Annotated in this window: 12 protein-coding genes; 7 read left to right on the plus strand and 5 right to left on the minus strand. The window is 50.3% G+C overall.

Annotation, left to right across the window (positions count from 1 at the left end; all coding sequences use genetic code 11):
* The first annotated feature begins 71 nt into the window (after positions 1-71).
* From HMPREF2955_RS09205 to HMPREF2955_RS09230, 6 genes are all read left to right on the plus strand, one after another.
* Positions 72-689 (plus strand): fumarylacetoacetate hydrolase family protein, encoded by a 618-nt coding sequence (locus HMPREF2955_RS09205; protein ID WP_070722853.1) that lies wholly within the window; start codon positions 72-74, stop codon positions 687-689.
* 242 nt (positions 690-931) lie between these two features.
* Positions 932-4,483, plus strand: a complete 3,552-nt coding sequence (porU, locus tag HMPREF2955_RS09210) for a type IX secretion system sortase PorU (RefSeq protein ID WP_070722854.1) — start codon at positions 932-934, stop codon at positions 4,481-4,483.
* Positions 4,484-4,694: 211 nt separating this feature from the next.
* Positions 4,695-5,882 (plus strand): type IX secretion system outer membrane channel protein PorV, encoded by a 1,188-nt coding sequence (gene porV / locus HMPREF2955_RS09215; RefSeq protein WP_070722856.1) that lies wholly within the window; start codon positions 4,695-4,697, stop codon positions 5,880-5,882.
* A 237-nt stretch (positions 5,883-6,119) separates the two neighbouring features.
* Positions 6,120-6,599, plus strand: coding sequence for a 2-C-methyl-D-erythritol 2,4-cyclodiphosphate synthase (gene ispF, locus HMPREF2955_RS09220; RefSeq protein WP_009231428.1), 480 nt, complete (start codon positions 6,120-6,122; stop codon positions 6,597-6,599).
* A gap of 730 nt (positions 6,600-7,329) precedes the next feature.
* Complete coding sequence (locus HMPREF2955_RS09225) at positions 7,330-9,681, plus strand: TonB-dependent receptor (protein WP_246830118.1); 2,352 nt, start codon at positions 7,330-7,332, stop codon at positions 9,679-9,681.
* A gap of 61 nt (positions 9,682-9,742) precedes the next feature.
* On the plus strand, positions 9,743-10,981 hold the full coding sequence (locus HMPREF2955_RS09230; RefSeq protein ID WP_070722861.1) for a YncE family protein: 1,239 nt from the start codon (positions 9,743-9,745) through the stop codon (positions 10,979-10,981).
* 353 nt (positions 10,982-11,334) lie between these two features.
* On the opposite strand, the gene HMPREF2955_RS09235 is transcribed toward HMPREF2955_RS09230, so the two are convergent.
* Genes HMPREF2955_RS09235 through HMPREF2955_RS09255 form a run of 5 tightly spaced genes read right to left on the minus strand, consistent with a single transcriptional unit; the run spans position 11,335 to position 20,842 of the window.
* Complete coding sequence (locus tag HMPREF2955_RS09235) at positions 11,335-12,780, minus strand: sialate O-acetylesterase (protein WP_210401298.1); 1,446 nt, start codon at positions 12,778-12,780, stop codon at positions 11,335-11,337.
* Positions 12,777-14,456 (minus strand): glycoside hydrolase family 26 protein, encoded by a 1,680-nt coding sequence (locus HMPREF2955_RS09240; protein WP_070722863.1) that lies wholly within the window; start codon positions 14,454-14,456, stop codon positions 12,777-12,779. The genes HMPREF2955_RS09235 and HMPREF2955_RS09240 overlap by 4 nt, the downstream gene beginning before the upstream one ends.
* A 15-nt stretch (positions 14,457-14,471) precedes the next feature.
* Complete coding sequence (locus HMPREF2955_RS09245; RefSeq protein ID WP_070722865.1) at positions 14,472-15,758, minus strand: glycan-binding surface protein; 1,287 nt, start codon at positions 15,756-15,758, stop codon at positions 14,472-14,474.
* A gap of 23 nt (positions 15,759-15,781) precedes the next feature.
* Positions 15,782-17,539, minus strand: a complete 1,758-nt coding sequence (locus HMPREF2955_RS09250; RefSeq protein WP_070722866.1) for a RagB/SusD family nutrient uptake outer membrane protein — start codon at positions 17,537-17,539, stop codon at positions 15,782-15,784.
* 18 nt (positions 17,540-17,557) lie between these two features.
* Positions 17,558-20,842 carry a SusC/RagA family TonB-linked outer membrane protein gene (locus tag HMPREF2955_RS09255; RefSeq protein WP_210401299.1) on the minus strand — a complete coding sequence of 1,095 codons (3,285 nt, stop codon included), beginning with the start codon at positions 20,840-20,842 and terminating at the stop codon, positions 17,558-17,560.
* Between the two features lie 505 nt (positions 20,843-21,347).
* Here HMPREF2955_RS09255 and HMPREF2955_RS16590 point away from each other — a divergent pair.
* A partial coding sequence (locus HMPREF2955_RS16590; RefSeq protein ID WP_210401300.1) for a hypothetical protein occupies positions 21,348-21,530 on the plus strand: 183 nt, incomplete at its 3' end.

Genomic DNA, 21,530 nt, shown 5'->3' on the forward strand with positions numbered 1-21,530 from the left:
AATTTGTAGAGATTTTAAAAGTCTAGATGACTTCTATTTTTGTAGGGTAAAAATGATTGAGACAGAAGCAAATGAAGATATTCGCCATTGGAATGAACTACGCCCAACACAATAAAGAGCTGGACGGAACGTTATATAAACCGGAGACGCCCGTGGTGTTCACCAAGGCCGACTCGGCACTGTTAAAAGACCGCAAGCCGTTTTTCGTACCCGACTTTATGGGGCGCATCGACTACGAAACGGAGTTGGTGGTGCGCATTTCGCGACTGGGCAAGGGCATCTCGCAACGCTTTGCACACCGATATTACGATGCTGTGACGGTGGGCATCGACTTCACTGCGCGCGACTTGCAACAAAAGCTACGCGCACAGGGGTTGCCTTGGGAACTTTGCAAAGGGTTCGACGGCTCTGCCGCCTTGGGCGAATGGATTCCCATTGAACGATTTAGAAGTGTGGATGCACTGCATTTTCATCTTGACCAAAACGGGAAGACGGTGCAAGAGGGCTGCACGAGCGACCTTCTCTTTAAGGTTGACGAACTTATCGCCTACATCAGTAGTTTCTTTACGCTGAAAACGGGCGACCTAATCTATACGGGTACGCCCGCCGGTGTTGGGCCTGTGGCCATAGGCGACTGCCTGGAAGGCTACCTAGAAGACAGAAAGGTGTTGGAAGTGAGGTGCAAATAGAGGAGAAGTTAAGGAGTTATGGAGTTAAGGAGTTAAGGAGTTAAGGAGTTGAGGAGTTGAGGAGTTGAGGAGTTGAGGAGTTAAGGAGTTGAGGAGTTAAGCCAAATGAATAGGTGGCGTAGCCATCTTTTCACCTTTTCACCCTTTCACCTTTAAAAGGCGCAGCCATCTTTTCACCTTTTCAATTTTTCACCCTTTCACCTTTACGGGGTCGGGGGTGAGGCCAAATTTGTAAGTACTTTATGTCGAAACATATACGTTCAGCCATATCATTGCTTTTCCTCATGGCATCTTTTGCCATGCAGGCGCAGCGTTTTTTCAACCTCACTTACGACCAAGTGCGGGTAGACAGCATATTGCCTCACTTCGGTCATGCCATTCCACTAACCGGAAACTACCAAGACTCAATCTATACGGCAAGCATTGTGTACCCCGAATTTGCAGAGATGACACGGGCAGACATCGCCAACTATAACGCTAATTGGGGCAAACAGTTGCCAGAGATGCCGCAACTGGAACAACGAATTGTGCTAGACCGCAAGCGCGCCATGCTGAACATAGGCTTTTGTCCATTGGTTTTCCGCGACAACCGCTACCAAATGTTGGTGGGATTTATGCTCAAAGTGGAGGCTAAACCCCTGAAAGGTACGCAAAGAAAGACGTTGGCCGTAACACGCGCCACGCCAAAGGCCGCACGATATGCCAACAACTCGGTGCTGGCCACTGGGCGTTGGGCCAAGATACGCGTACCAGCAAGCGGCGTATATCAGATAACCGAGAGCCTGATTAAGCAAGCGGGATTTAACGATATGAATAAGGTAAAGGTGTATGGCTATGGTGGAAACCTGCAAAACGGACGCTTGGAAGGCGCCGAATTGCAAGCCAAAGACGACCTTAAAGAAGTGGCAACCTGCTTTGTGGACGGAAAAAGACTGTTTTATGCCAAAGGTCCTGTAAACTGGGAGAATGCCTCTGCCGCAATACGCACACGCAATCCATACTCAGATTACGGTTATTATTTCCTCACACAAAGCGATGGCGAGCCACTTCGAGTGGACGAAAGCGCATTTTTAAACTCCTTCTATCCGTCGGCCGACGATTATCACAGCTTGCACGAGGTAGATAATTTCTCATGGTATCCAGGCGGAAGAAACCTCTTTGAGAACACGCCCATAAATCGTGGAACGAAGAAAAGTTACGCCATTGATGCCCCCGTTGCCGACACGGGGGGAAGTATTACGGTGACGCTTTCGGCAGGAACAGCCACGCGAGCCAACATCAGCATTAACGGCAAACGGCTAGGCGAGATAAATGTTTCCATTCCTAGCAAATACGACAAGGGCAACAGGGCCGACTTTTTTGCCAACATTGAGCAGTTTGCAGCCAAGAACGAAGTGACAATCGAAGTAACCCAAGGCGGTCCGGCACGGCTCGACTTTATCTCTATTGCCACAAGCAAGCCCCGAAACGCGCCCGATTTGCACGCTGCCACGTTCCCCACGCCCCAATATGTGCACAACATCACCCCTCAAAACCTACACGCACATGGGGCAGCAGACATGGTGATGGTGATACCCACATCGCAAAAGCTGCGACAAGAGGCCGAAAGACTAAAAGCTTTTCACGAAAAACACGATGGCATGCGCGTGCGCATCGTGCCTGCCGACGAATTATATAACGAGTTCGCCAGTGGTACGCCCGACGCCAACGCCTATCGCCGATACCTCAAAATGCTATACGACAGGGCTGAGAGCGAGGCCGACCAACCCAAGTACCTGTTGCTTTTTGGCGACTGCGCGTGGGACAACCGCATGAAAACAGGCGATTGGCGCACAACGTCTGTCGACGATTACCTACTTTGCTTTGAAAGCGAGAACTCGTTTAATGAAATAACTTGCTATGTAGATGATGGTTTCTTCACCCTGCTCGACGACGGCGAAGGAACAGATCTAGAAAGGAGCGACTTGCAAGATGTGGCCGTCGGTCGTTTCCCCGTGGTGCATCCCAACGATGCGCGAACGATGGTTGACAAGACCATTGCATACGCACAAAATGCCAACGCAGGCGCATGGCAAAACACCATCATGTTTATGGGCGACGATGGTAACGACAACCTACACATGAGCGATGCCAACAAGATGGCCGACAGCTTAGCAACAGAACATCCACAATACCTTATTAAAAAGGTGATGTGGGATATGTTTAAGCGCGAATCCAGCGCAACGGGCTACGCTTACCCCGAAGTAACGAGCATCATTAAACAGCAACAGGCCGCAGGTGCGTTGGTTATGAACTACGTGGGGCATGGCCGTACCGACCAGATTTCGCACGAATCGGTGTTGCGCCTCAACGATTTCAAGGCTTTCTCCAATACCAACCTTCCCCTTTGGATAACCGCCTCGTGCGACATCATGCCCTTCGACGGAGCCGTCCCCACCATTGGCGAGGCGGCCGTGCTGAACAAGAACGGAGGTGCAGTGGCTTTCTTCGGCACAACGCGAACGGTATATGCCTATTACAACCAACGTATCAACATGGCCTACCTGCATTTTCTGTTTAGCGAGAATGGGGGTAAGCCCATGACCTTTGGCGAGGCACAACGCTTAGCCAAGAATTATATGATTACCGACGGACAAGACAGAACCACCAACAAACTGCAATATTCGTTGTTGGGCGACCCCGCATTGGCCATCAACAGACCCACGGCACGCGTTGTGGTAGACAGCATCAACGGTACGCCCGTACAAGCGGCAATTCTGCCCAAACTAGCGGCAGGAAAGGTAAACAGCATCGTGGGGCACGTTGAAGGACACGCCGACTTTGCAGGAGTGGTGACGGCCACCGTGCGCGACCGCAAGCAACGCCTTGTGGGTAGGCTGAACAACCAGTCGCCAACAGAGGGTGCAGACGAGCCTTTTAAATATACCGACCGCGTTAACACCATCTTTAATGGTGCCGACAGTGTGCGCAAGGGCCAGTTCAAACTAAACTTCGCCGTGCCGCGCGACGTGGATAACGACAACGGAACGGGTCTTGTTACCCTGTACGCCGTGAACAACGAACGCACCATAAGAGCCAACGGACATAGCGAACGCTTTACCATCGGCAGCGGAACGCTTGGTGCCAACGATTCTATCGGCCCCTCCATATACTGTTACCTCAACTCCACCTCGTTTACAAACGGGGGTAACGTAACGCCACAACCGCTCTTCGTGGCCAAAATTTCGGATAAAGACGGTCTGAACGCAACGGGTAGCGGCATCGGACACGACATGCAATTGGTTATCGACGGCAGCATGCACAAAACCTATAACCTGAACGACCACTTTACGTTCGACTTCGGGTCGTACACCGCAGGCACGGTGATGTTCAACATTCCCACACTTTCGCCTGGCAAGCATAAACTGCAATTCAGAGCTAGCGACATACAAAACAATACGTCGCAAGTGACGCTCGACTTCCATGTAGTGGGCGGACTGATGGCCGACAACATCTGGATAGACGCCACCGAAAACCCTGCACGCACCACAACCACCTTCATCGTAAGCCACGATATGGGCAACACGCCCGTAGATATAACCATCGAAGTGTTCGACATGACAGGAAAACTGTTGTGGACTGGCGAAGAACGAGGCACACAAACCGTAGGCAACCACACCCGAACATGGGACTTGGTGTGCACAGACGGGCATGTGCTGTCGACGGGCGTTTACCTTTATCGTGCCAAAGTAGCTGCACAAGGCACCGCCAAAACCTCGAAAGCGCGCAAGCTTATCGTGCAAGGCAAACGATAAAGAGTGGGTAATGCCAAAACCATGATGCGTAAACGTGCCAGATTTTTAAATGTGTTTGCCCCTTCACAACAATAAAACGCGCAACCCTGCGTTTATAAAGCGAACGAGTAAAGCACGCTTTGTTAAGCGCAATGCGTAGTGCCAAGCTTGCCAAAGCAATCATGGCCACTCGTAAACTCGTGAACTTGTCGACTAAATAAAGAATAAATAAATGACAAACAGCAAACGTATAGCCCTTGCCTTCACGCTCGCCATAGCGGCGACCACTGCTTGGGCCGACGACAAAAAGGAAATATTCAACCCCGTAAGAACCTCGGTAACATCGCAAGGCATTGCCCCTGATGCACGCGCAGCAGGTTTGGGCGATGTGGGAGCGGCTACCGAAGCCGACGTCTACTCGCAGTTTTGGAACCCAGCCAAATATCCTTTCGCCATATCTAGGGCCGGCGTAGGGCTTAGTTACACGCCTTGGTTGCGCCAATTGGTTAACGATATTGGTCTGGCTCACATGTCGGGCTACTATCGCATAGGCGACTATGCCGCCATATCGGCAAGCATCCGCTACTTCTCGTTGGGCGAAGTTACCACCAACGACAATAGCGGAGGCTCGAGTTCGGCACCTGCACTCACCATTCGCCCTTATGAAATGTCGGCCGATGTAGCTTATTCGCTGATGCTAAGCGAAAAATTCTCCATTGCAGCAGCCGTCCGTTGGATATACTCCGACTTAACTTACAGCTACACCGACAACACAACCCCAGGCTCGGCATTCGCTGCCGACCTCGCCTTGTATTACCAAAACTACTTGAACATAGGACAACGCGAATGCCAATTGGGTATCGGTATGAACGTTTCTAACATCGGTAGTAAAATAACGATGGGCGAAGACGCCAACAGCGAGTTTATCCCCACTAACCTGAGATTGGGCGCATCGTTGATGATTCCCGTAGACGAATACAACCGCTTTACCCTAGCAGCCGATGCCAATAAGCTGTTGGTGCCCACTTATCCGCATCAAAACGAGGGCGAAACGACCGAAGATTACCAACGCCGAGTGCAGAAAGACTATTACGATGTGTCGTCTATCGGTGGCATTTTCAAAAGTTTCGGCGATGCACCGGGCGGATTTAAAGAAGAGTTAGACGAGATTAGCCTAAGCGTTGGAGCCGAATATGTGTACCACGACCAGTTTAGCGTGCGTGCCGGATACCACCACGAAAGCGCTAATAAGGGCAACAGAAAGTACTTTACCGTGGGTGCAGGGTTCAAAATGAGTGCCTTTACGCTCGATGCAGGCTATGTTATCGCCACAGCCAAGAGCAATCCGCTGGACCAAACAATGCGTTTCTCGCTAACGTTCGACATGGACGGACTGAAAGATTTGTTTAAGCGTAGGTGAGTTTGATGAGTTGTTGAGTTGATGGGTTTCGGAGTTGTTGAGTCTTTTGGTTTCGGAGTTATTAAGTTGATGAGTTTCGGAGTTCGCGAGTTAATGGGCTTAAAAACTCACCCATTCAAAAACTTATGAATGAAAACTCTCAATAACTCACCAACTCAACAACTCACAAACTAAAAACTAGCTCACAAACTCATCAACTAAAAAACTCACAAACTTACCAACTCACAAACTCAAAATATGAATTACAGGATAGGTTTCGGCTATGACGTACACCGCTTGGTGGAAGGTAGAGAACTATGGTTGGGCGGCATACGCATCGACCACACCGTGGGATTGCTCGGCCATAGCGATGCCGACGTGCTGATACATGCCATCTGCGACGCCCTTTTGGGTGCGGCAAACATGCGCGACATCGGCTTTCACTTCCCCGACACGGCCAACGAAACGCTGAATATGGACAGCAAAGTGATACTCGAAAAAACCGTGGAACTTATTGCCACGAAGGGTTATCGCGTGGGAAACGTAGACGCTACGGTATGTGCCGAGCAGCCAAAACTCAATCCCCACATACCCGCCATGCAGCAATGTATGGCCAAACTGATGGGCGTAGACCCCGATGCGGTGTCTATCAAGGCCACCACTTCCGAACGAATGGGCTTTGTTGGGCGACAAGAAGGCATGGCCGCATACGCCACGGCATTAATAGAAAAGGTGTAAAGGGAAAAGGATTAGGGCTTAATTAAGTGCCACTCGTTGATTGTCCACTAGTGTTTGCTGTGGTTTGGGGTGCAGTTCTGCTCCAAGCCTCATCGTATTATGGTTAGAAGGGATTGATTTTATAGTCAAACAGAATTGCTTTTGGCAAAATGTTGTTAGAAGAATGCAAGACGTTGCGTAGCATGGCATCAATAAACCCTTGCGCAGAGGATAAGGAGGATTCTTGCTTGTTTACGATGCGCCTATGACTTTGCAAATCCAATTCCGTTTGACTATATAAGTCTGTGAGTGGTTTTGGCCTGCACTTCGCATGCGAGCGTAGTGCTTATCTTGTGTTGGCATTACAAAGGTAACAAACTCCTCTCAATTGATAGAAATGTTAGAAGGCCGGGCTACTTCTTTTTGAGCAATTCTTTTAACCAACCCTTTTAGGTGAATTAATGGCATACCCCCCCCTCTTGTGCAGTATGGCGTAAACTAACGATTTGTCATTAATGCTAATGAAAAAACAGCTGCCCGTGTTGTACAAATACCTATTGTTAGGTATTGTATGTAAATATGCATTTTTATAATTTTGTAGCGATTTTTTTAATGTATAACGACGTTAAGTATAATGGGCACCTCCACGTTGAAGATGATGATACGCATTCAGGCGCGTGTGCATGATAAAAGTAAGAGGTAAAAGATGTTCCTTCTTTATAAAAAGGCAAAGGCGGCACGGTCAGTACGTATGCTGTGCTGTACTGTACGCTTGTTGTGTGTGACATGCTTGCTCGCGTTAAGTGCCACTTTAACCGCGCAAAATGTGGTGGTTTATGGTACGATAACCGACGGCCGAAGTAACGAGCCCCTTATGGGCGCATACATAGAGGCACTGGGTACAAAGGCTAATGCCGTGAGCAGCGCGAGTGGCAGTTATCAAATCGTTGTTGAGAACAATGCCAATATCCGTTTACGAACCACGTATGTGGGATATGGAGAACTGATGAAACAAGTGAAAACCTTTGGGAAAGACAGCATCAGGCTCGACTTGGTGTTGATGCCAGACGAACACACGCTACACGATGTGACTGTTACGGCACGTAGCGAAGCCCGAAAGATACGCGAGGGCGCTATGCCTGTGTCGGTTATTTCGCAACGCCAGCTACAAGGAACGGCAACCAACATCAACGATGTGTTGGCGCGTACCGTGGGCGTAACCGTACGCAACACGGGTGGAATGGGTAGCGCATCGCGCATATCGGTAAGAGGATTGGAAGGTAAGCGCATGGGACTTTTCGTAGACGAAACGCCTTTGGCACAGATAGGAAACTTCGTTGCCCTGAACGATATTCCCACAAACATGATCGAACGCATTGAGGTTTATAAGGGCATCGTGCCCTATAAGTTTGGCGGTTCGGCCTTGGGCGGTGCTGTTAACGTGGTTACTAAGGAATATCCGCCTGTGTATCTTGATGTGGCATACGAGATTAGCTCATTCAACACGCACCAACTTTCTACCGTCCTAAAACGCACCAATGCCCGAATGGGGTTGCAATTTGGTGTGGGTGGCGTGCTCACACATTCGGATAACGACTATACCATGCGTTTGGAGAACCTCGGCGGACGTGTGGTAAAACGCGACCACGACAAGTTTGATAAGGCCATGGGGGGCTTTTCGTTTAAAGCAACTAAGTGGTGGTTCGATGAAATGAAGGCCGAAATGATTTTTACACGCACCAAGCAGCAGATACAAGGCATAGACCTGCCGGTGAAAGAGGCCTATAACGAGTCGAAAAGCTTGGTGAGCGCTTTGAAGTTGAAACGCGAAAACTTCTTCGTTGATGGCTTAGACTTCGACCTCGACGCTGGATATGTGTGGGGATGGTATGGTATGCACGATGTGGCCAAACACCGATACGATTGGGACGGCAACCAATTGCCCCCCGTTTCGGGCTTTGGAGGGGAGCAGGGAAACCATCCCACCGATGGGAAAAATCGTTCGCAAGACTTTATTGCCAAATTAAACATGGGCTATACGCTTAACGAGCACCATGCGCTGAACCTCAACGTGTACGAAAACTATACGCGGCTGAACCCCAAAGACACGCTAATGGACCGTGCCTTGAACTATCATGCCAACTTTCCCAGTAACATGAATAACCTCACTGTCGGCTTTTCGCACGACCTGACGCTCTTCGGCGGCCGCTTCCAAAATGCTCTCACCCTTAAAGCTTTCTTCTATTCGTCGCATTCTAGGGCCATAGAGGTGTATGGCGTAAGTGATCCCGAACCCGTTTCGGTAGCCAAAAGCTACATGGGATTTAGTGATGCCATGCGCTTTAAGTTTACGCCCTACCTGATGCTTAAGGCTTCGTTCAATTCGGAAGTACGCATCCCCACTAGCGAAGAGCTGATTGGCAACGGCTATTCGATATTGCCGTCGCCTACACTTAAGCCCGAACGCACTACGGGAACGAATTTGGGGCTGCTTTATAGGCGGCAAAGCGATGATGGGCAAGTGATGGAATGCGAAGTGAATGGGTTTTACAATGTGTTGCACGATATGGTGCGCTTTACACCCGACATCATTCCCACAATGGCACGCTACCGAAACTTCGGCAATGTGCGAACGATGGGCGTGGAGATAGACTGTAAAGCCGATGTGCTGCCCTGGGCTTACCTTTATGCCAATGGAACGTGGCAAGACCTTCGCGACACGCGCCGTATGATGCCTGGTACGCAGGTGGAAAATCCCACATATAACAAACGCATACCCAATGTGCCGTATCTGATGGGCAACTTTGGAGCGGAGTTGCACAAAGAAAACCTCTTTGGCGGGAAGGGACAAAACACGCGATTGCTCTTCGACGCATCTTATGTGCATCAGTATTTCTACGATTTTGAGATGAGCATATACCAAGACCGCAAAATTCCTACATCGTTCACTATGGATGCAGGCTTGGAACACAGCTTCGGTAACGGCAGATGGACTTTGACTTTCAAGTTAAAGAACATCACGGATAGGTGGGTGGTGAGCGAACTTAACCGCCCGCTGCCTGGTAGAACGTTGGCTTTCAAAGTGAGGTATGTATTGAAATAACTTGCTAGAAACGTGATTAACGTATTGAAAATAAGGTTATAACCATTAAAAGCATTAGATTATGAAAGTGAAACATTTATGTATGGCCGTCATCGCTATGGCCGCAATGACCGCTTGCGGCGACGACAACAAAGAACAACCAACGCCGCAACCAGGCGAAGGAGGAAAGTTTGAAGGTGTGCTCTTTGCTACGTCGGTAACAAACGCCGATGGCAATTCCGGGGCAGCATACTTGCAAGGTATTCCAAAACTTACTGGCAACCCCGTTGACAACTCGAAAGGCCTCCCAACTGGCTTTGGAATAACACCCATCGTTGCACCCAGTGGAAACGTTTACTCGCTGCCCGACTATATGGGGAACAGCCGTTCGGCAATAGTTCGCTATGTGCCCAATGCAAACGGCGAACTAGTGGAGAAAGGGAAACTGGAACTCACTGCTGGTGCACAAGCTTGTAACGTGGTGGAGCTTAATGCAGAGAAAGCTTATGTTACCAGCCAAGCTACGGGAAAGATTATTGTGTTCAACCCCACGACGATGAAACAAATGAAGGAAATAGACCTTAACGCGTATGCGCAGCAGGGGATGAATGTAGCTCCCTCGGCCATGATTATACGCGATGCCGACTTGTTCGTTGGTCTATCACAACGAAATGCTAACTGGATGCCCACGAAGACTAGTGTGGAACTAGTTGTTGTAGACACCAAAACCGATGCGGTGAAGAAGCATATCGTGAATGAAACATTGGGGCTAAGCACGGCAACAAGGCCCATCGACCCGAAGTCTATCTTCATGGATGAGAAAAAGGACATCTATGTCAACTGCATTGGAAGTTTTGGAACGAAGGCTGAGTTCCCCGGAGGTATCATTAGAATAAAGAATGGTTCGACGGAAATAGACCCCGACTACTCGTTTAAGCTCAACGAAGTGAAGGTTGCAGGACTGACAGGCGATTATGGGACATTCTTGGGAACAGTTTGTTACATGGCTAAGGGTAAGCTTTACGGCTATATTAATGCACCGCAGCTAGACCCTGGCGCGAAAAATATGTATCTAACAATTGCTTATTGCCCCGTGGAAGTAGACCTCTATAACAAGACGGTAACAAAAATTGAGAGTGTGGGATACTCTAATCCCCACGCTTGCGCTGTGGCCAAGTATGGCGATAAGGTGGTATTTGGAGTGACGAACAAAACTCAAAGCGGGTTCTTTAGTTACGACCCTGCAACCAAGAAGGCGGAAGGGCCGATACTTAAAGTTACGGGCAACCCCATTTTCTTTTATAGTTATGGCGCTAAGTAAGCGCACATGCCGTGGAATAGGTTAGGAATTCTGCACAATAAAGTAAGAACCTAACATGATTAAGCGGAACTGCTGGGCGATTGAGAAGTTGATGGCGCAGTGGTTTCGCTTATCTTTTTTAGTGTATTTTTCTCTACTACTAAGTAGCTTTCCTCGCGCGTGTATTATATTAAGGTGTGGATAGCCTTATCTGTGGATGGAAATGATAGGAAAACATATTGGTTAACCCCAACAGGTAAAGCATGTAACGAAAGCCCAAAGACACAAAGGGCAGGCAAAAACAAGGCATCGATGCGTTTCTTTTGCCTGCCCCTTACGTTTGTTTTTGCCTGCCCCTTACGTTTGTTTTTGCCTTACCACTTATCCGTTCTGAATGGGATGAGGGGTAGTGCGGCTTGGTTTTTGACGTTGCCTAGCAAGAAATTGCGGTAGCAATAGCGTACGGCCACAGGCTTGGGAACGGCCTTTGAGGTGAGGCGGAACTTGTTGTGGCGAACGTAGGTGGCGTGGGCTGGATGGAAAATGCGGTCGGAACCAGCCACTTCAAAGCCTTCGTAGGTGGATTGGGGTATAATGCCTGTGTAGGTGTCTTTGAGATGAACCACGCAAGTGTCGCCCATTATCTCCAGCTTTTCGAATGCAGGCTGCTTGTACATCACCTTTTCGTAGCCATAGTAACGTGCTAGGGCGGTTAGCGCAAGCCGTTCGCCGATGGGGCGTTTTTGCGTGGGATGTATCTGCCGCACCTCGTAAGGGTACACCAAGTCGTTGGTGCTTATCATGGCGCAATGGGGAATTTCGAGACTGGCTTTGTATTGCTGTTCGCGTATAAATGCCGCGCTAGTTCCCATTTCGCCCTCATAACGGTGGGGCGCAATCTCCACGATAAGCATCAGCATGTTGTCCGAAAAGTGCTTGCGCCATTGCTGTGCAAGTAGTTTTAGGCGTTCGCCATAGGTGTTGGGGTTGTGGTCTACGTTGGCACAACCTTGATAATACAGCACGCCACGCACGCCATAGTTGATGATGGGGTGGAAAGTGCCGTTGCCCCAGAGCAATGGGCGTAGCCATTCTCGTGGATATTTGCGCGCAAGCTGTACCGAGTCGGTGGGCTCGTCGGTGTATTTGCGCAGGTTTTCGGCGTTTAGCCAACTCTCAACCATCGTTCCGCCCTTGTTGGCTAGCACCAATCCTACGGGTATTTGCAGGGCTTGTGCCAATCGTTGGGCGAAAAAGAAGCCCACGGCCGAGCAGTCGCTCACCGTTTTGGGGCTCATATCCACCCATTGGCAGGGCGTATCTTCGAGCGGAACGCTACTCATTCGCGGTGGAATGCTGACGTAACGCACGCCGCGCATGTTGGCCGATGCCCATACAGCATCTTGATAACCCTCAACGGGACATTCGTTAAAGCCGCGAACGGGCATCTCCATATTGCTCTGTCCGGCGCAAACCCACACCTCGCCAGCTAGCATGTTGTTGATGGTTGTTGGCTGTCCGTCGCTGAATGTGATGCTTAAAGGATGGAAACTAGCTTTGGGTGTGCGTAGCACAACGCGCCATCGTCCTTGCGAGTCGCTTTTCACCGTCACCCTTTTTTCTTGCCATGTGGGTGCGATGGTTACGTTGGTGTTGGGCGTAGTCCATCCCCAGAAACATACATCTGCCTGTTGTTGCACCACCATCCCATCCGAAAGGATGTGCGGGAGCCTGATTTTTGCCTGCAAAGGCATGGTTGCCAGGCACGCAACCATAGCCCCAAGTAGGCGTAAACGTAGTGAAAATACAATTTTTTTCATCGTGTTATCGTATTAGGATTAGACATAGCCGACTTCCACCACGCATCGGTGGCATGCACAACGCCACCGCCGGGGTACCACGGCATAAAGAAACTCCATTTGGCATCGGCATTCCATTGCGCCGATATGTCGACAACGGTGCCACATTCGGTAAGGGCAATCATCTTTGTGGGGTAGCGATAGGCCAGTTCGTTAAAGCGTTGGGCGGCGGTTTGGGCAGTTACGGGTGTGCCGTTTTGTCCGTACATGTCGGTGCCGATGATGTCAACATACTCGTCGCCAGGGTACCAATCGGGGTCGTTCTTTTCGGAAGTCCACACCCAGATGAGGTTGTTTACGCCGCGTTGCTTGAAGAAATCGAACATGATGTGCCACAGTTTGCGATAGTTTTCGGCCGTACCGTTGCCCCACCAGAACCATTTTCCAGCTGCCTCGTGTAGCGGTCGCCACAGCACAGGGATGCCTGCGCGCTGCAATTGTTGCAGGTAAGGCACTATCTTTTCCAGGTCGGACTTCATAAACCGATTAGCCCACGTGCCTTCGGTAACGGCATCGTTGAGGGTAAACTCGTTCTTAGCGGCGTAGAAATCGTACTTCACCGTGCCTGCGGCCTCAACGGTAACGCCCGTAACGGTGTAGTCGTGTCCGCCAATTATCAGTCCGTTGGCGCGCATTTCGGTAAGCGTGGTTTGGTCGAGCGTCATCGAGTAGCTGTCGCCACTGATGTTGAAGTAGTCCCAATTCTTTCCGTTCTCGTCTACAAAGCCAGCCCATTTGCTGTTCTTAATCGAGCCTTGGGCGTTGGCTTTCGCGTTGGCGATTTTCACAACAAGCTTACTTCCAACCGAGGCTTTGGCCAAAATGTCTTTCGTTGCTTGCGTTGTGAGTTGTATGTGGCCGCTCCAGTCGGACGGCATATCCTTATTTGGACCGCCATAAAGCACAACGGGGACCGTGGAGGCGTAAGGATTGGACGTGGGTACATTCCAATGCCAGCCTATTGTGACCATTCCGCCAGCATCGTGCCAGGTCTTTACCGGCGCAATGTTGGCATAATCAATCCATCCGCCGGGGGTGGTAGACTGCAAATGGATGTAGTCGTAGCCGTTGATGACCGGATATTTGCCCGTTAGTGCGTGCACTTGGTTGGATATTTTGGTGTTCCAAGCCACGTCGGCCATTGCTCCCGAAAAAGTTTTCTGCCCATAATTGGCCGCCAACTTTTGGTACAACGCCTTTGTTTCGGCCGTTGCATTGGCGTTGGCAAGCGTAGTGGCGATGTGTTGCGACTGCGCTTTGAGGGTGGCTTTTACCTCTGGGGCGGGCGTTTTGTTAGGACCGCATACCACGCCTTCGGGGATAACCAGCTCGTAACTCTCGCCTCGGGCGATGTTGGCCATCAGCAAAAGTTTGTTAGACGAGCCGATAACGTTGGCACTAACCACGGGTTGGCCGTTGAGTGTGATGCGTTGGTATTGCGATGATGCAAAGAAAACGTTTTTATCGTAGGTAACGATGATGGAGTCGAGACCTGCTTTGATGTTCTCTTGCGGACTAACACCAACGAACGCAGGCGCATCAACGGCTTGTATGTTGTGTTCAACAGCATCGTTGCAGGCTGCTGCCGACAGCGACAGAGCCGCGAAAATGGCTAGATATATCTTATTTCGTTTCATTGTAATCTATTTTAATTATTTGGCAGGCACAAGCCTAACGTTGTCTATATGCAGTTCGGGCTCGCAGTCGGTTCCCTCTACGCCACCGCTCCAAAGGAAGAAGGTGAAACCTGTGAGCCGGTCTTTGGTAAGGGCCGAAGTTGCCGTTTGTCCGTCGCCCGTTTTGTTGAATGTAGAGAGGGGCATGCTTACAGTCACCCATTTGTCGCCCGTGTTATAACTTCCATTTGCTTGCCAAGGAATCCACAAGCCGCGCGGCAAGTCTTTATTGCCATAATATTGGCTGTTGGCGTTGGTGTATGTAACATCGGCATTGCCTGTAAACATCACTTGTAGGGCCGATGCACGCCACGCTTTGTTAGCAGGTACGCGGCATTCGAACTTTAAAACGAGGTCGGAAATGCTGCAAGTGTCGAGCATGGCCGCAATGGCAGGGATGCTAGAAATCTCTGGGAAGTTGTTGTTTGGTTCGGGCCAATAGTTCATGGCGAAGTTATCTTCGGCCCAAGTTGCGCCAACTTTGCCCAACATCTTTACGCCGCCGAAGTAGAGATAGCTGCCGTCGATGCCGCCCGTACGTACGTTTCCGGCGCGCCAACCATGCCCTTTGGCCATTCCGCCGTGCGAACCGTCGAAGTCGAAGATGATGTTGCGCGTATCTTTATATACGAAGTCGGACTCGCCTTTGCCGTAAACCGACCGTACAATCACGCGACCCGCGGCGGCACCTGTGGGCATGGTGAAGGTGATGCTGTTCTTCGTGATGCTCTTGATGTCGGTAACGGCCAATGCACCATCGTTAAAAAGAACTTGCAAAGGCTTGTAGGGGTCTTGTATAAAGTAGTCGCCCGTGATGGTCACTTCTTCTCCTGCGGGTGCATATTCGCAGTTCATGGCCTTTACCGAGGGCGGCGGAACAATTACGTGGAAGGCATGTGTGGTGGTATCTCCATCGCCATTCACCATATATATCTTATCGGTAACGGCCGAAGGTATTTCTCCGGGGATGTCTACAAGCAGCGTGTTGTCGGTGATAAAGCTCGAATTGAGCACCGCCTCCTTGTCGTTGAAGAACATTCGGCGCACACTTCGCAGGTTGCTACCCACCAAGCAGATGGTGCGTTGCATGTAACTTTGGGTGATTATCGAGTCGGCACTCTCGGGCAAGCGTATGTATTGCATTTGTGGAGAACCGCCCGTGGGTTCGTATTTGTCGGGTTGGTCGCTGCATGCGGTAAGGGCTAAGGTTGCCAAGGCAAGCCATGCAGCAAGCGAACGCAACGTTATGATGGAACGTTTCATTGTATGATGTATTTTTAAGTGGGTTAATAAGAATAGGTTGAACGCACGTCTACGTGTACGGCCTCGTTCAGAAGATTGCCGTTAAACACCACATCCTGACTTGGGAAGGGTAGCGTAAAGCTCTGAGGAGTTACGTTAGGGGCCTGTGCATCGGGATTGTATCGCATGTCGGTGGTGTTTACGTTCCATGCGCCACTCTTGTAATAGTTCTCGTATAGGGTGTTAAGACCGAAGAACGCGCCGCGCTTTTGGGCTTTAAGTTCGGCTATGCAGCCTGCCGTGTCGTAGTAGCTGCGGCGCACAAAGTCGTACCAGCGGTCGCCCTCCATCGCCAATTCCAGTCGGCGTTCTTTCCAAACGTCTTGCCAAGAGATGCTTGTGGGGCGCGATGCCGACTTCACCGCCCTGCTGCGAACCTTATAAAAGGCGTCGATGGCCGAGGCATCAGTGGTGGATGTGCCGTTACCTATCACGGCCTCTGCATACACCAGGTACACGTCTGAGAGTCTAAGCACGGGCGTTGGCAAACTACTGTGCATGTTGGATGCCGATATTCCGTCTATGGCGAACGTCTTATGGTCGTACGCATCGCCGTAAAGATGTTTCACATCGTTGGCACCTGTGGCGCTTTGCAGCTTGCCAGGGCCGCCACTACCATAGTTGTCGGCATCGTACATAAACTGCAAATAGTTGAAACCCTTACGCCCTTTGTTGTCTGTTTTGTCGGTCCAGAAGTAGTCGTAAAAGTCGCCTGCCATCATCATTGTGGCTTTTCTGCGGGTGTCTACCTCACTTCTGCTTTCGGGATTTTCGGTTGGCGACACGCCGAAAGCCTCTTGCAAGTCTATCGAAGGGCCGTTATATCCGCCCCAACAATCGCCAAATTCGTCGAAACCCACCATGGCCAGGTCGCTTTGCAAGGTGTTTTGTACGGTCCAAATGCTGGTGTCTGCCGTCCACATCCATGCGAAAAGAAACTCCCTGTTCATGGCGTTTTGCAGGCGGAATACATCGGCGTAGTTCGCCATCAATGTTCGTCCGCTGTTGTCTATCACGTCTTTGGCATACGTTGCGGCCTTTTTCAGGTCGTCGGCATTGCGTTGTCCGTTGCCATTAGCGTTCACACCGCTTTTGGTTAGGTACACTTTGGCGAGCAATCCCTCTGCGGCGTAATAGTCTATGCGGCCTGGCGAACCCTGGCGAGGCAGCAGTTGCATGGCCTTTTCAAGTGTAAGGATGATGTATTCGTACACGTCGGCCTTCTTTACTCTACTTACATTACTGTACGAACCGTCGGCAAGCATGGCCGAGTTGTCGTGAATGATGGGCACATCGCCAAACGAACGCACCAAGAAGAAGTAGGCCATAGCCTTCCATGCCAAGCACTCGCCCATACATTGGTTCTTTATGGCTTGCGATGCCGTGGCGTTTTTGAGGTTGTTGTACACGGTGTTGGCATGCCCGATAACCGACCATAGCGAGTAAGACATGTTCATCAAGTCGCCATCAGTGCTGTTAACGGTGAGCGTTAAGTAAGGACTTGAACCCCAATAGTAGTTGCCCGACATCACTTCGCCCACCTTAATGAAACCGCGTTGGAAGTCGTACCAAGGCGAGTTGTAAAGGTAATTAACGCCTTGCAGGCATTGGCTGTCGTCCTTATAGAACGTGCCGGCGTTGTAAGAGTCTTCTGCTGGCCTATCCAGAAAGTCGTTACACGATGTTGTAAGCGCGCCCGTTGCTAGGGCGATGGCCATATATAGATATGTTAAACGTTTCATCTTGAAGAAGGTTTATTGTTAGAAAGTGAGGTTTAGGCCAAACGAATAGGTGGTTGGCGAGGGATAGCGGCCGTTGTCTAAGCCGTAAGTGTAACCGTTGATGTCGGCAGTGCTGGCGCCAATTTCGGGGTCGTAACCATCATAACCCGTTATGGTAAGCAGGTTTTGGATGTTTACATACACGCGAAGATTGTCTATTCCCCATTTAGAAATCCACTTCTTGGGCAGCGTATAGCCCAAGGCGATGTTCTTTAAGCGGATATACGAGCCGTCTTCTATATAGCGGTCGCTAATCACATCGTTGTCGTTGGGGTCGGTAATAGTGGCGCGGGGAATGTTTGTTTCGGGGTTGGCCACGCGTATGTTGCCGGCGTCGGTGTACCAATAACTGCCTGGCGCGTAGGTTTTCGACGGGTCGATGGGTTCCAATCGGGCGCGTTTGGTAACGTCTTTAAGCTGATTGCTCCACAAGCTGTTCATGTGGGTGAGCTTCATTTTCATGTAGTTGTACACCTTGTTGCCGTAGGTTCCGTTAACAAATACGTTGAGGTCGAAGTTCTTGTAGCGGAAAGTATTGGTCCATCCGAAGGTGAATTTGGGCATGGGCGACCCGATGTTGGTCTTGTCGTAGTCGTCGATAACGCCGTCGGGCTTGCCTTCTGGGCCGCTGATGTCTTTGAATTTAAGGTCGCCAATCCAAGGAGTGGTGTTACGATCAAAGCTTTTTCCATCGGCTGGATATTTCGAAGTCTTGGGCGAAGTTTCAAGGTCGGCCAGGTCTTTATACACGCCATCGGTAACGAAACCATAGAAACTGTACAGCGATTCGCCTATGTTCGACACGCTAATCACATCGTTCCACTGTCCGTAACCCACGATGGCGGCGTTTTTTGTGCCTGAAAGAGCCACCAACTTGTTCTTGTTCCACGATATTTGGAACTCCGAATCCCATTGCAATGCACCCGTCAGGGGATGTGCGTTCACCGTAAGTTCTAATCCCGTGTTGCGTATTGTGCCGTAGTTTCCGTAGGGAGCGGCCAAAACGGAGGAGATGTTGCCCGACGTTCCCATGTAAGAAGGAAGTTGAAGAGGCATCAACATGTCGCGCGACTCTTTGTGATACCAGTCTAAGGTGAAGGAAATGCGGTCGTTCAGCACGCCCAAGTCAAGTCCTACGTTCCATTGTTCTTGGCTTTCCCACTGCACATCTAGGTTGGGAATGTTGTCTGGTCGGTAGGCTTTGCCTAGCAAGGTGGGCATTGCCTTCATCAATGTTCCCCATTTATACGAGCCGATGTTGGCATTACCCGTTTGTCCCCAGCCAGCGCGTAGCTTACCGTTGCTTATGTATTTGGCTACGGGGCTCTTTACGAAGAAAGGCTCGTTGGTGAAACGCCACGATGCGGCGAACGAGTGGAAACCGGCCCAACGCTTGTTAGGCCCAAAGTTCGAGCTACCGTCGTAGCGATAAGTGTAGGTGGCGTTATAGCGGTCGTTGAAGGCGTAAGTTAGTCGGGTGAAGAACGATGCCATAGCCGAACTGCCAAAACCAACGCCGATAGCGGGCGTGCCTGCGCCCAATGCAGGGTTGTTAACGGTGTTTGCAGGCAGGTCGGTGTTTTCTGTTCGGTTGAAGTCGTACGAGCTTTCCCACATCTCTTGACCAAGCATGGCCGAGAACGAATGCTTGCCTATGGTGTTGGCGTAGGTTACGTAGTTCTTCAATTGCCAGAAGGTGCCCGACGATTTCTGAACCGATGCAGAGTTCTTCGTTCGTTTCCAAGTACCCAAATCAACTGTGGGCATAAAGCGGCGACCACGGTCTGCGCTGAGGTCGTAGCCCACTTCGGCGTGCCAAACCAAGTGCTTGATAGGCGTTATTTCGAAGAAAAGGTTGCCGTTAAGCTTGCGCCTGTTCAGCAATATTTGGTTGAGCATGGCCATAGCGATGGGGTTGGGGTTGGTAAAACCCTCTTTCGACACCGACGAATAGCCGCCGTTGATGTTGTATATCTGTATGTCGGGCGGTGTGGTGAGCGAGTAGTTGATGATGCCCGCATCGCTGTCGGCCAGTTTTAGGTCGTCGTTGGTGTTCGAGAAGTTTACGCTCATGCCCAGTTTCAGCCACGATTTAAGTTGCGCATCAAGGTTGGCGCGCATGCCCAGTCGGTCGAATTTGCTGCCGATAAGCGTTCCTTCTTGCGACATGTAGTTGCCCGACACGTAGTATTGCACCTTTTCCGACCCGCCTTGGGCTGATATTTGGTGTGCGTGTTGCAGTGCGGTGCGGAAGATGGCGTCTTGCCAATTGGTGCCTTTACCCAGCAACGAGGGGTCGGCAAAGTGCTTATCGGCATCCGCTGGGTTTATTTGGCCCGTTGTAACAAAGTCGTTGTAGTAGTCGGCAAACTCTTGTAGGTTCATCACTTGCAGTCTTTTGCCCTGTCTGCTCCATGCGGCCATGCCGTCGTAGGTGAACTTTGCCTCGCCGGCCTTACCTCGGCGCGTGGTGATAAGCACCACGCCGTTTGCCCCTTGGGCACCATATATGGCCGTGGCCGAGGCATCTTTAAGTATCTCCATCGACACAATGTCGTTGGGGTTGATGGTAGACAGGGGCGAAACGGTAGACACTTTGCCGTTGCCCAGTGCGTCGCCCAGTCCCAAAGAGGAGCCGCTGGCACCGCTACCTTGTATAATTACGCCGTCGATAACGTACAGCGGTTCGGCGTTGGCGTTGATGGTGGCCTGCCCGCGCACGCGGATGCTCGACGATGTGCCGGGTGCGCCCGACGTGCTGATGGCTGTTACGCCTGCTGCACGCCCTTGCAAAGTTTGGTCTAAGGATGTTACGATAGATCCGCGAAGTTTCTTCTCGTCCATCGTAACCGATGCCCCAGACACGTCGCTCTTCTTCATTACACCATATCCAACAACAACTACCTCGTTCAGCGTGTTGTTGTCTTCGCTCAATACGATGTTTAACGGGCCTTGCCCACTGGCCTTTACTTCCTTGGGCGCATATCCGATGTACGATATTTCCAAGGTTGCGCCCTGCGGCGCATCGAGAGAAAAGTTGCCGTCTAGGTCGGTAACGGTGGCATTGGTGGTGCCTTTCACCCTCACCGTTGCGCCGATAATCGACTCGCGTCCATCGGTAACGCGTCCCGTTATCTTACGTGTCTGTTGTGCAGCAGGCGCAACGCTGTTCGTTATGCCTGCCAACACCCTTGGCGAATGCCCCAACATCGTGAGTGTGAGGCATCCCGCAAGCAATGTTACTTTGCTATAATTGAAATCCATTGTTATTGGGGTTAGATTGATTGTACTATATAAATATGTCGAAAGGACTGGGAATTACAGCTCCCTGTGGGCTGAATGATGGTCGTTGCACTTTGCTTTGGGTATCGGTGCACGTTGGTCTTGGGTTCAAATTTGTTGTTTGGTTGGGGTCTATGCCCACATTTGGATATCATCTTTTAATTCTGCTGCAAAGATAGTTATTAATGTTGTTGCAGACTAACACTATTTTATTATTTGCTAATACTATGTTGCTCAACTTGCAAAAAGTGGGGCATAATGCCCCGATATGTGCGATACGAAAGAAGAGAAACATAGTTTTGGCGATGTCCTTATTGGCTTGTTTTTGACTGTTTTCTGTGAAATCTAGTTCGATTTTGCATGCAAACAACACCATCTATACATCTTTTATGTTGGTAAGTTAACAAGACTGGTTGGAGAGTTGGTTATTCCTCTTGTTAACTCGTTAACCTTAAAATGTCATGATTTCAGTGTAAATTTTAACATTATGAGTGCCCTTTTTGCGCACCAATCGCCCATCTTGCCGCAAAAAATCGATTCTCGCGAAGGTTTGTTTCGATGCAAAAGGAGGTTGGTTGTACATGCAGACAAAATGAATTTTTATTTAAACAGACCGCCACCAACACCCGTTTTTGCGCTGTTTGCTGCTAAATGTAGTGCAATATGGTAC

The organism is Prevotella sp. HMSC073D09 (assembly GCF_001814145.1).
Classification (GTDB): domain Bacteria; phylum Bacteroidota; class Bacteroidia; order Bacteroidales; family Bacteroidaceae; genus Prevotella; species Prevotella conceptionensis.

Coding starts and splice junctions, on each gene's coding strand:
- HMPREF2955_RS09205 (WP_070722853.1), top strand. CDS start 72: ATGAAGATATTCGCCATTGGAATGAACTACGCCCAACACAATAAAGAG.
- porU (WP_070722854.1), top strand. CDS start 932: ATGTCGAAACATATACGTTCAGCCATATCATTGCTTTTCCTCATGGCA.
- porV (WP_070722856.1), top strand. CDS start 4,695: ATGACAAACAGCAAACGTATAGCCCTTGCCTTCACGCTCGCCATAGCG.
- ispF (WP_009231428.1), top strand. CDS start 6,120: ATGAATTACAGGATAGGTTTCGGCTATGACGTACACCGCTTGGTGGAA.
- HMPREF2955_RS09225 (WP_246830118.1), top strand. CDS start 7,330: ATGCTGTGCTGTACTGTACGCTTGTTGTGTGTGACATGCTTGCTCGCG.
- HMPREF2955_RS09230 (WP_070722861.1), top strand. CDS start 9,743: ATGAAAGTGAAACATTTATGTATGGCCGTCATCGCTATGGCCGCAATG.
- HMPREF2955_RS09235 (WP_210401298.1), bottom strand. CDS start 12,780: ATGAAAAAAATTGTATTTTCACTACGTTTACGCCTACTTGGGGCTATG.
- HMPREF2955_RS09240 (WP_070722863.1), bottom strand. CDS start 14,456: ATGAAACGAAATAAGATATATCTAGCCATTTTCGCGGCTCTGTCGCTG.
- HMPREF2955_RS09245 (WP_070722865.1), bottom strand. CDS start 15,758: ATGAAACGTTCCATCATAACGTTGCGTTCGCTTGCTGCATGGCTTGCC.
- HMPREF2955_RS09250 (WP_070722866.1), bottom strand. CDS start 17,539: ATGAAACGTTTAACATATCTATATATGGCCATCGCCCTAGCAACGGGC.
- HMPREF2955_RS09255 (WP_210401299.1), bottom strand. CDS start 20,842: ATGGATTTCAATTATAGCAAAGTAACATTGCTTGCGGGATGCCTCACA.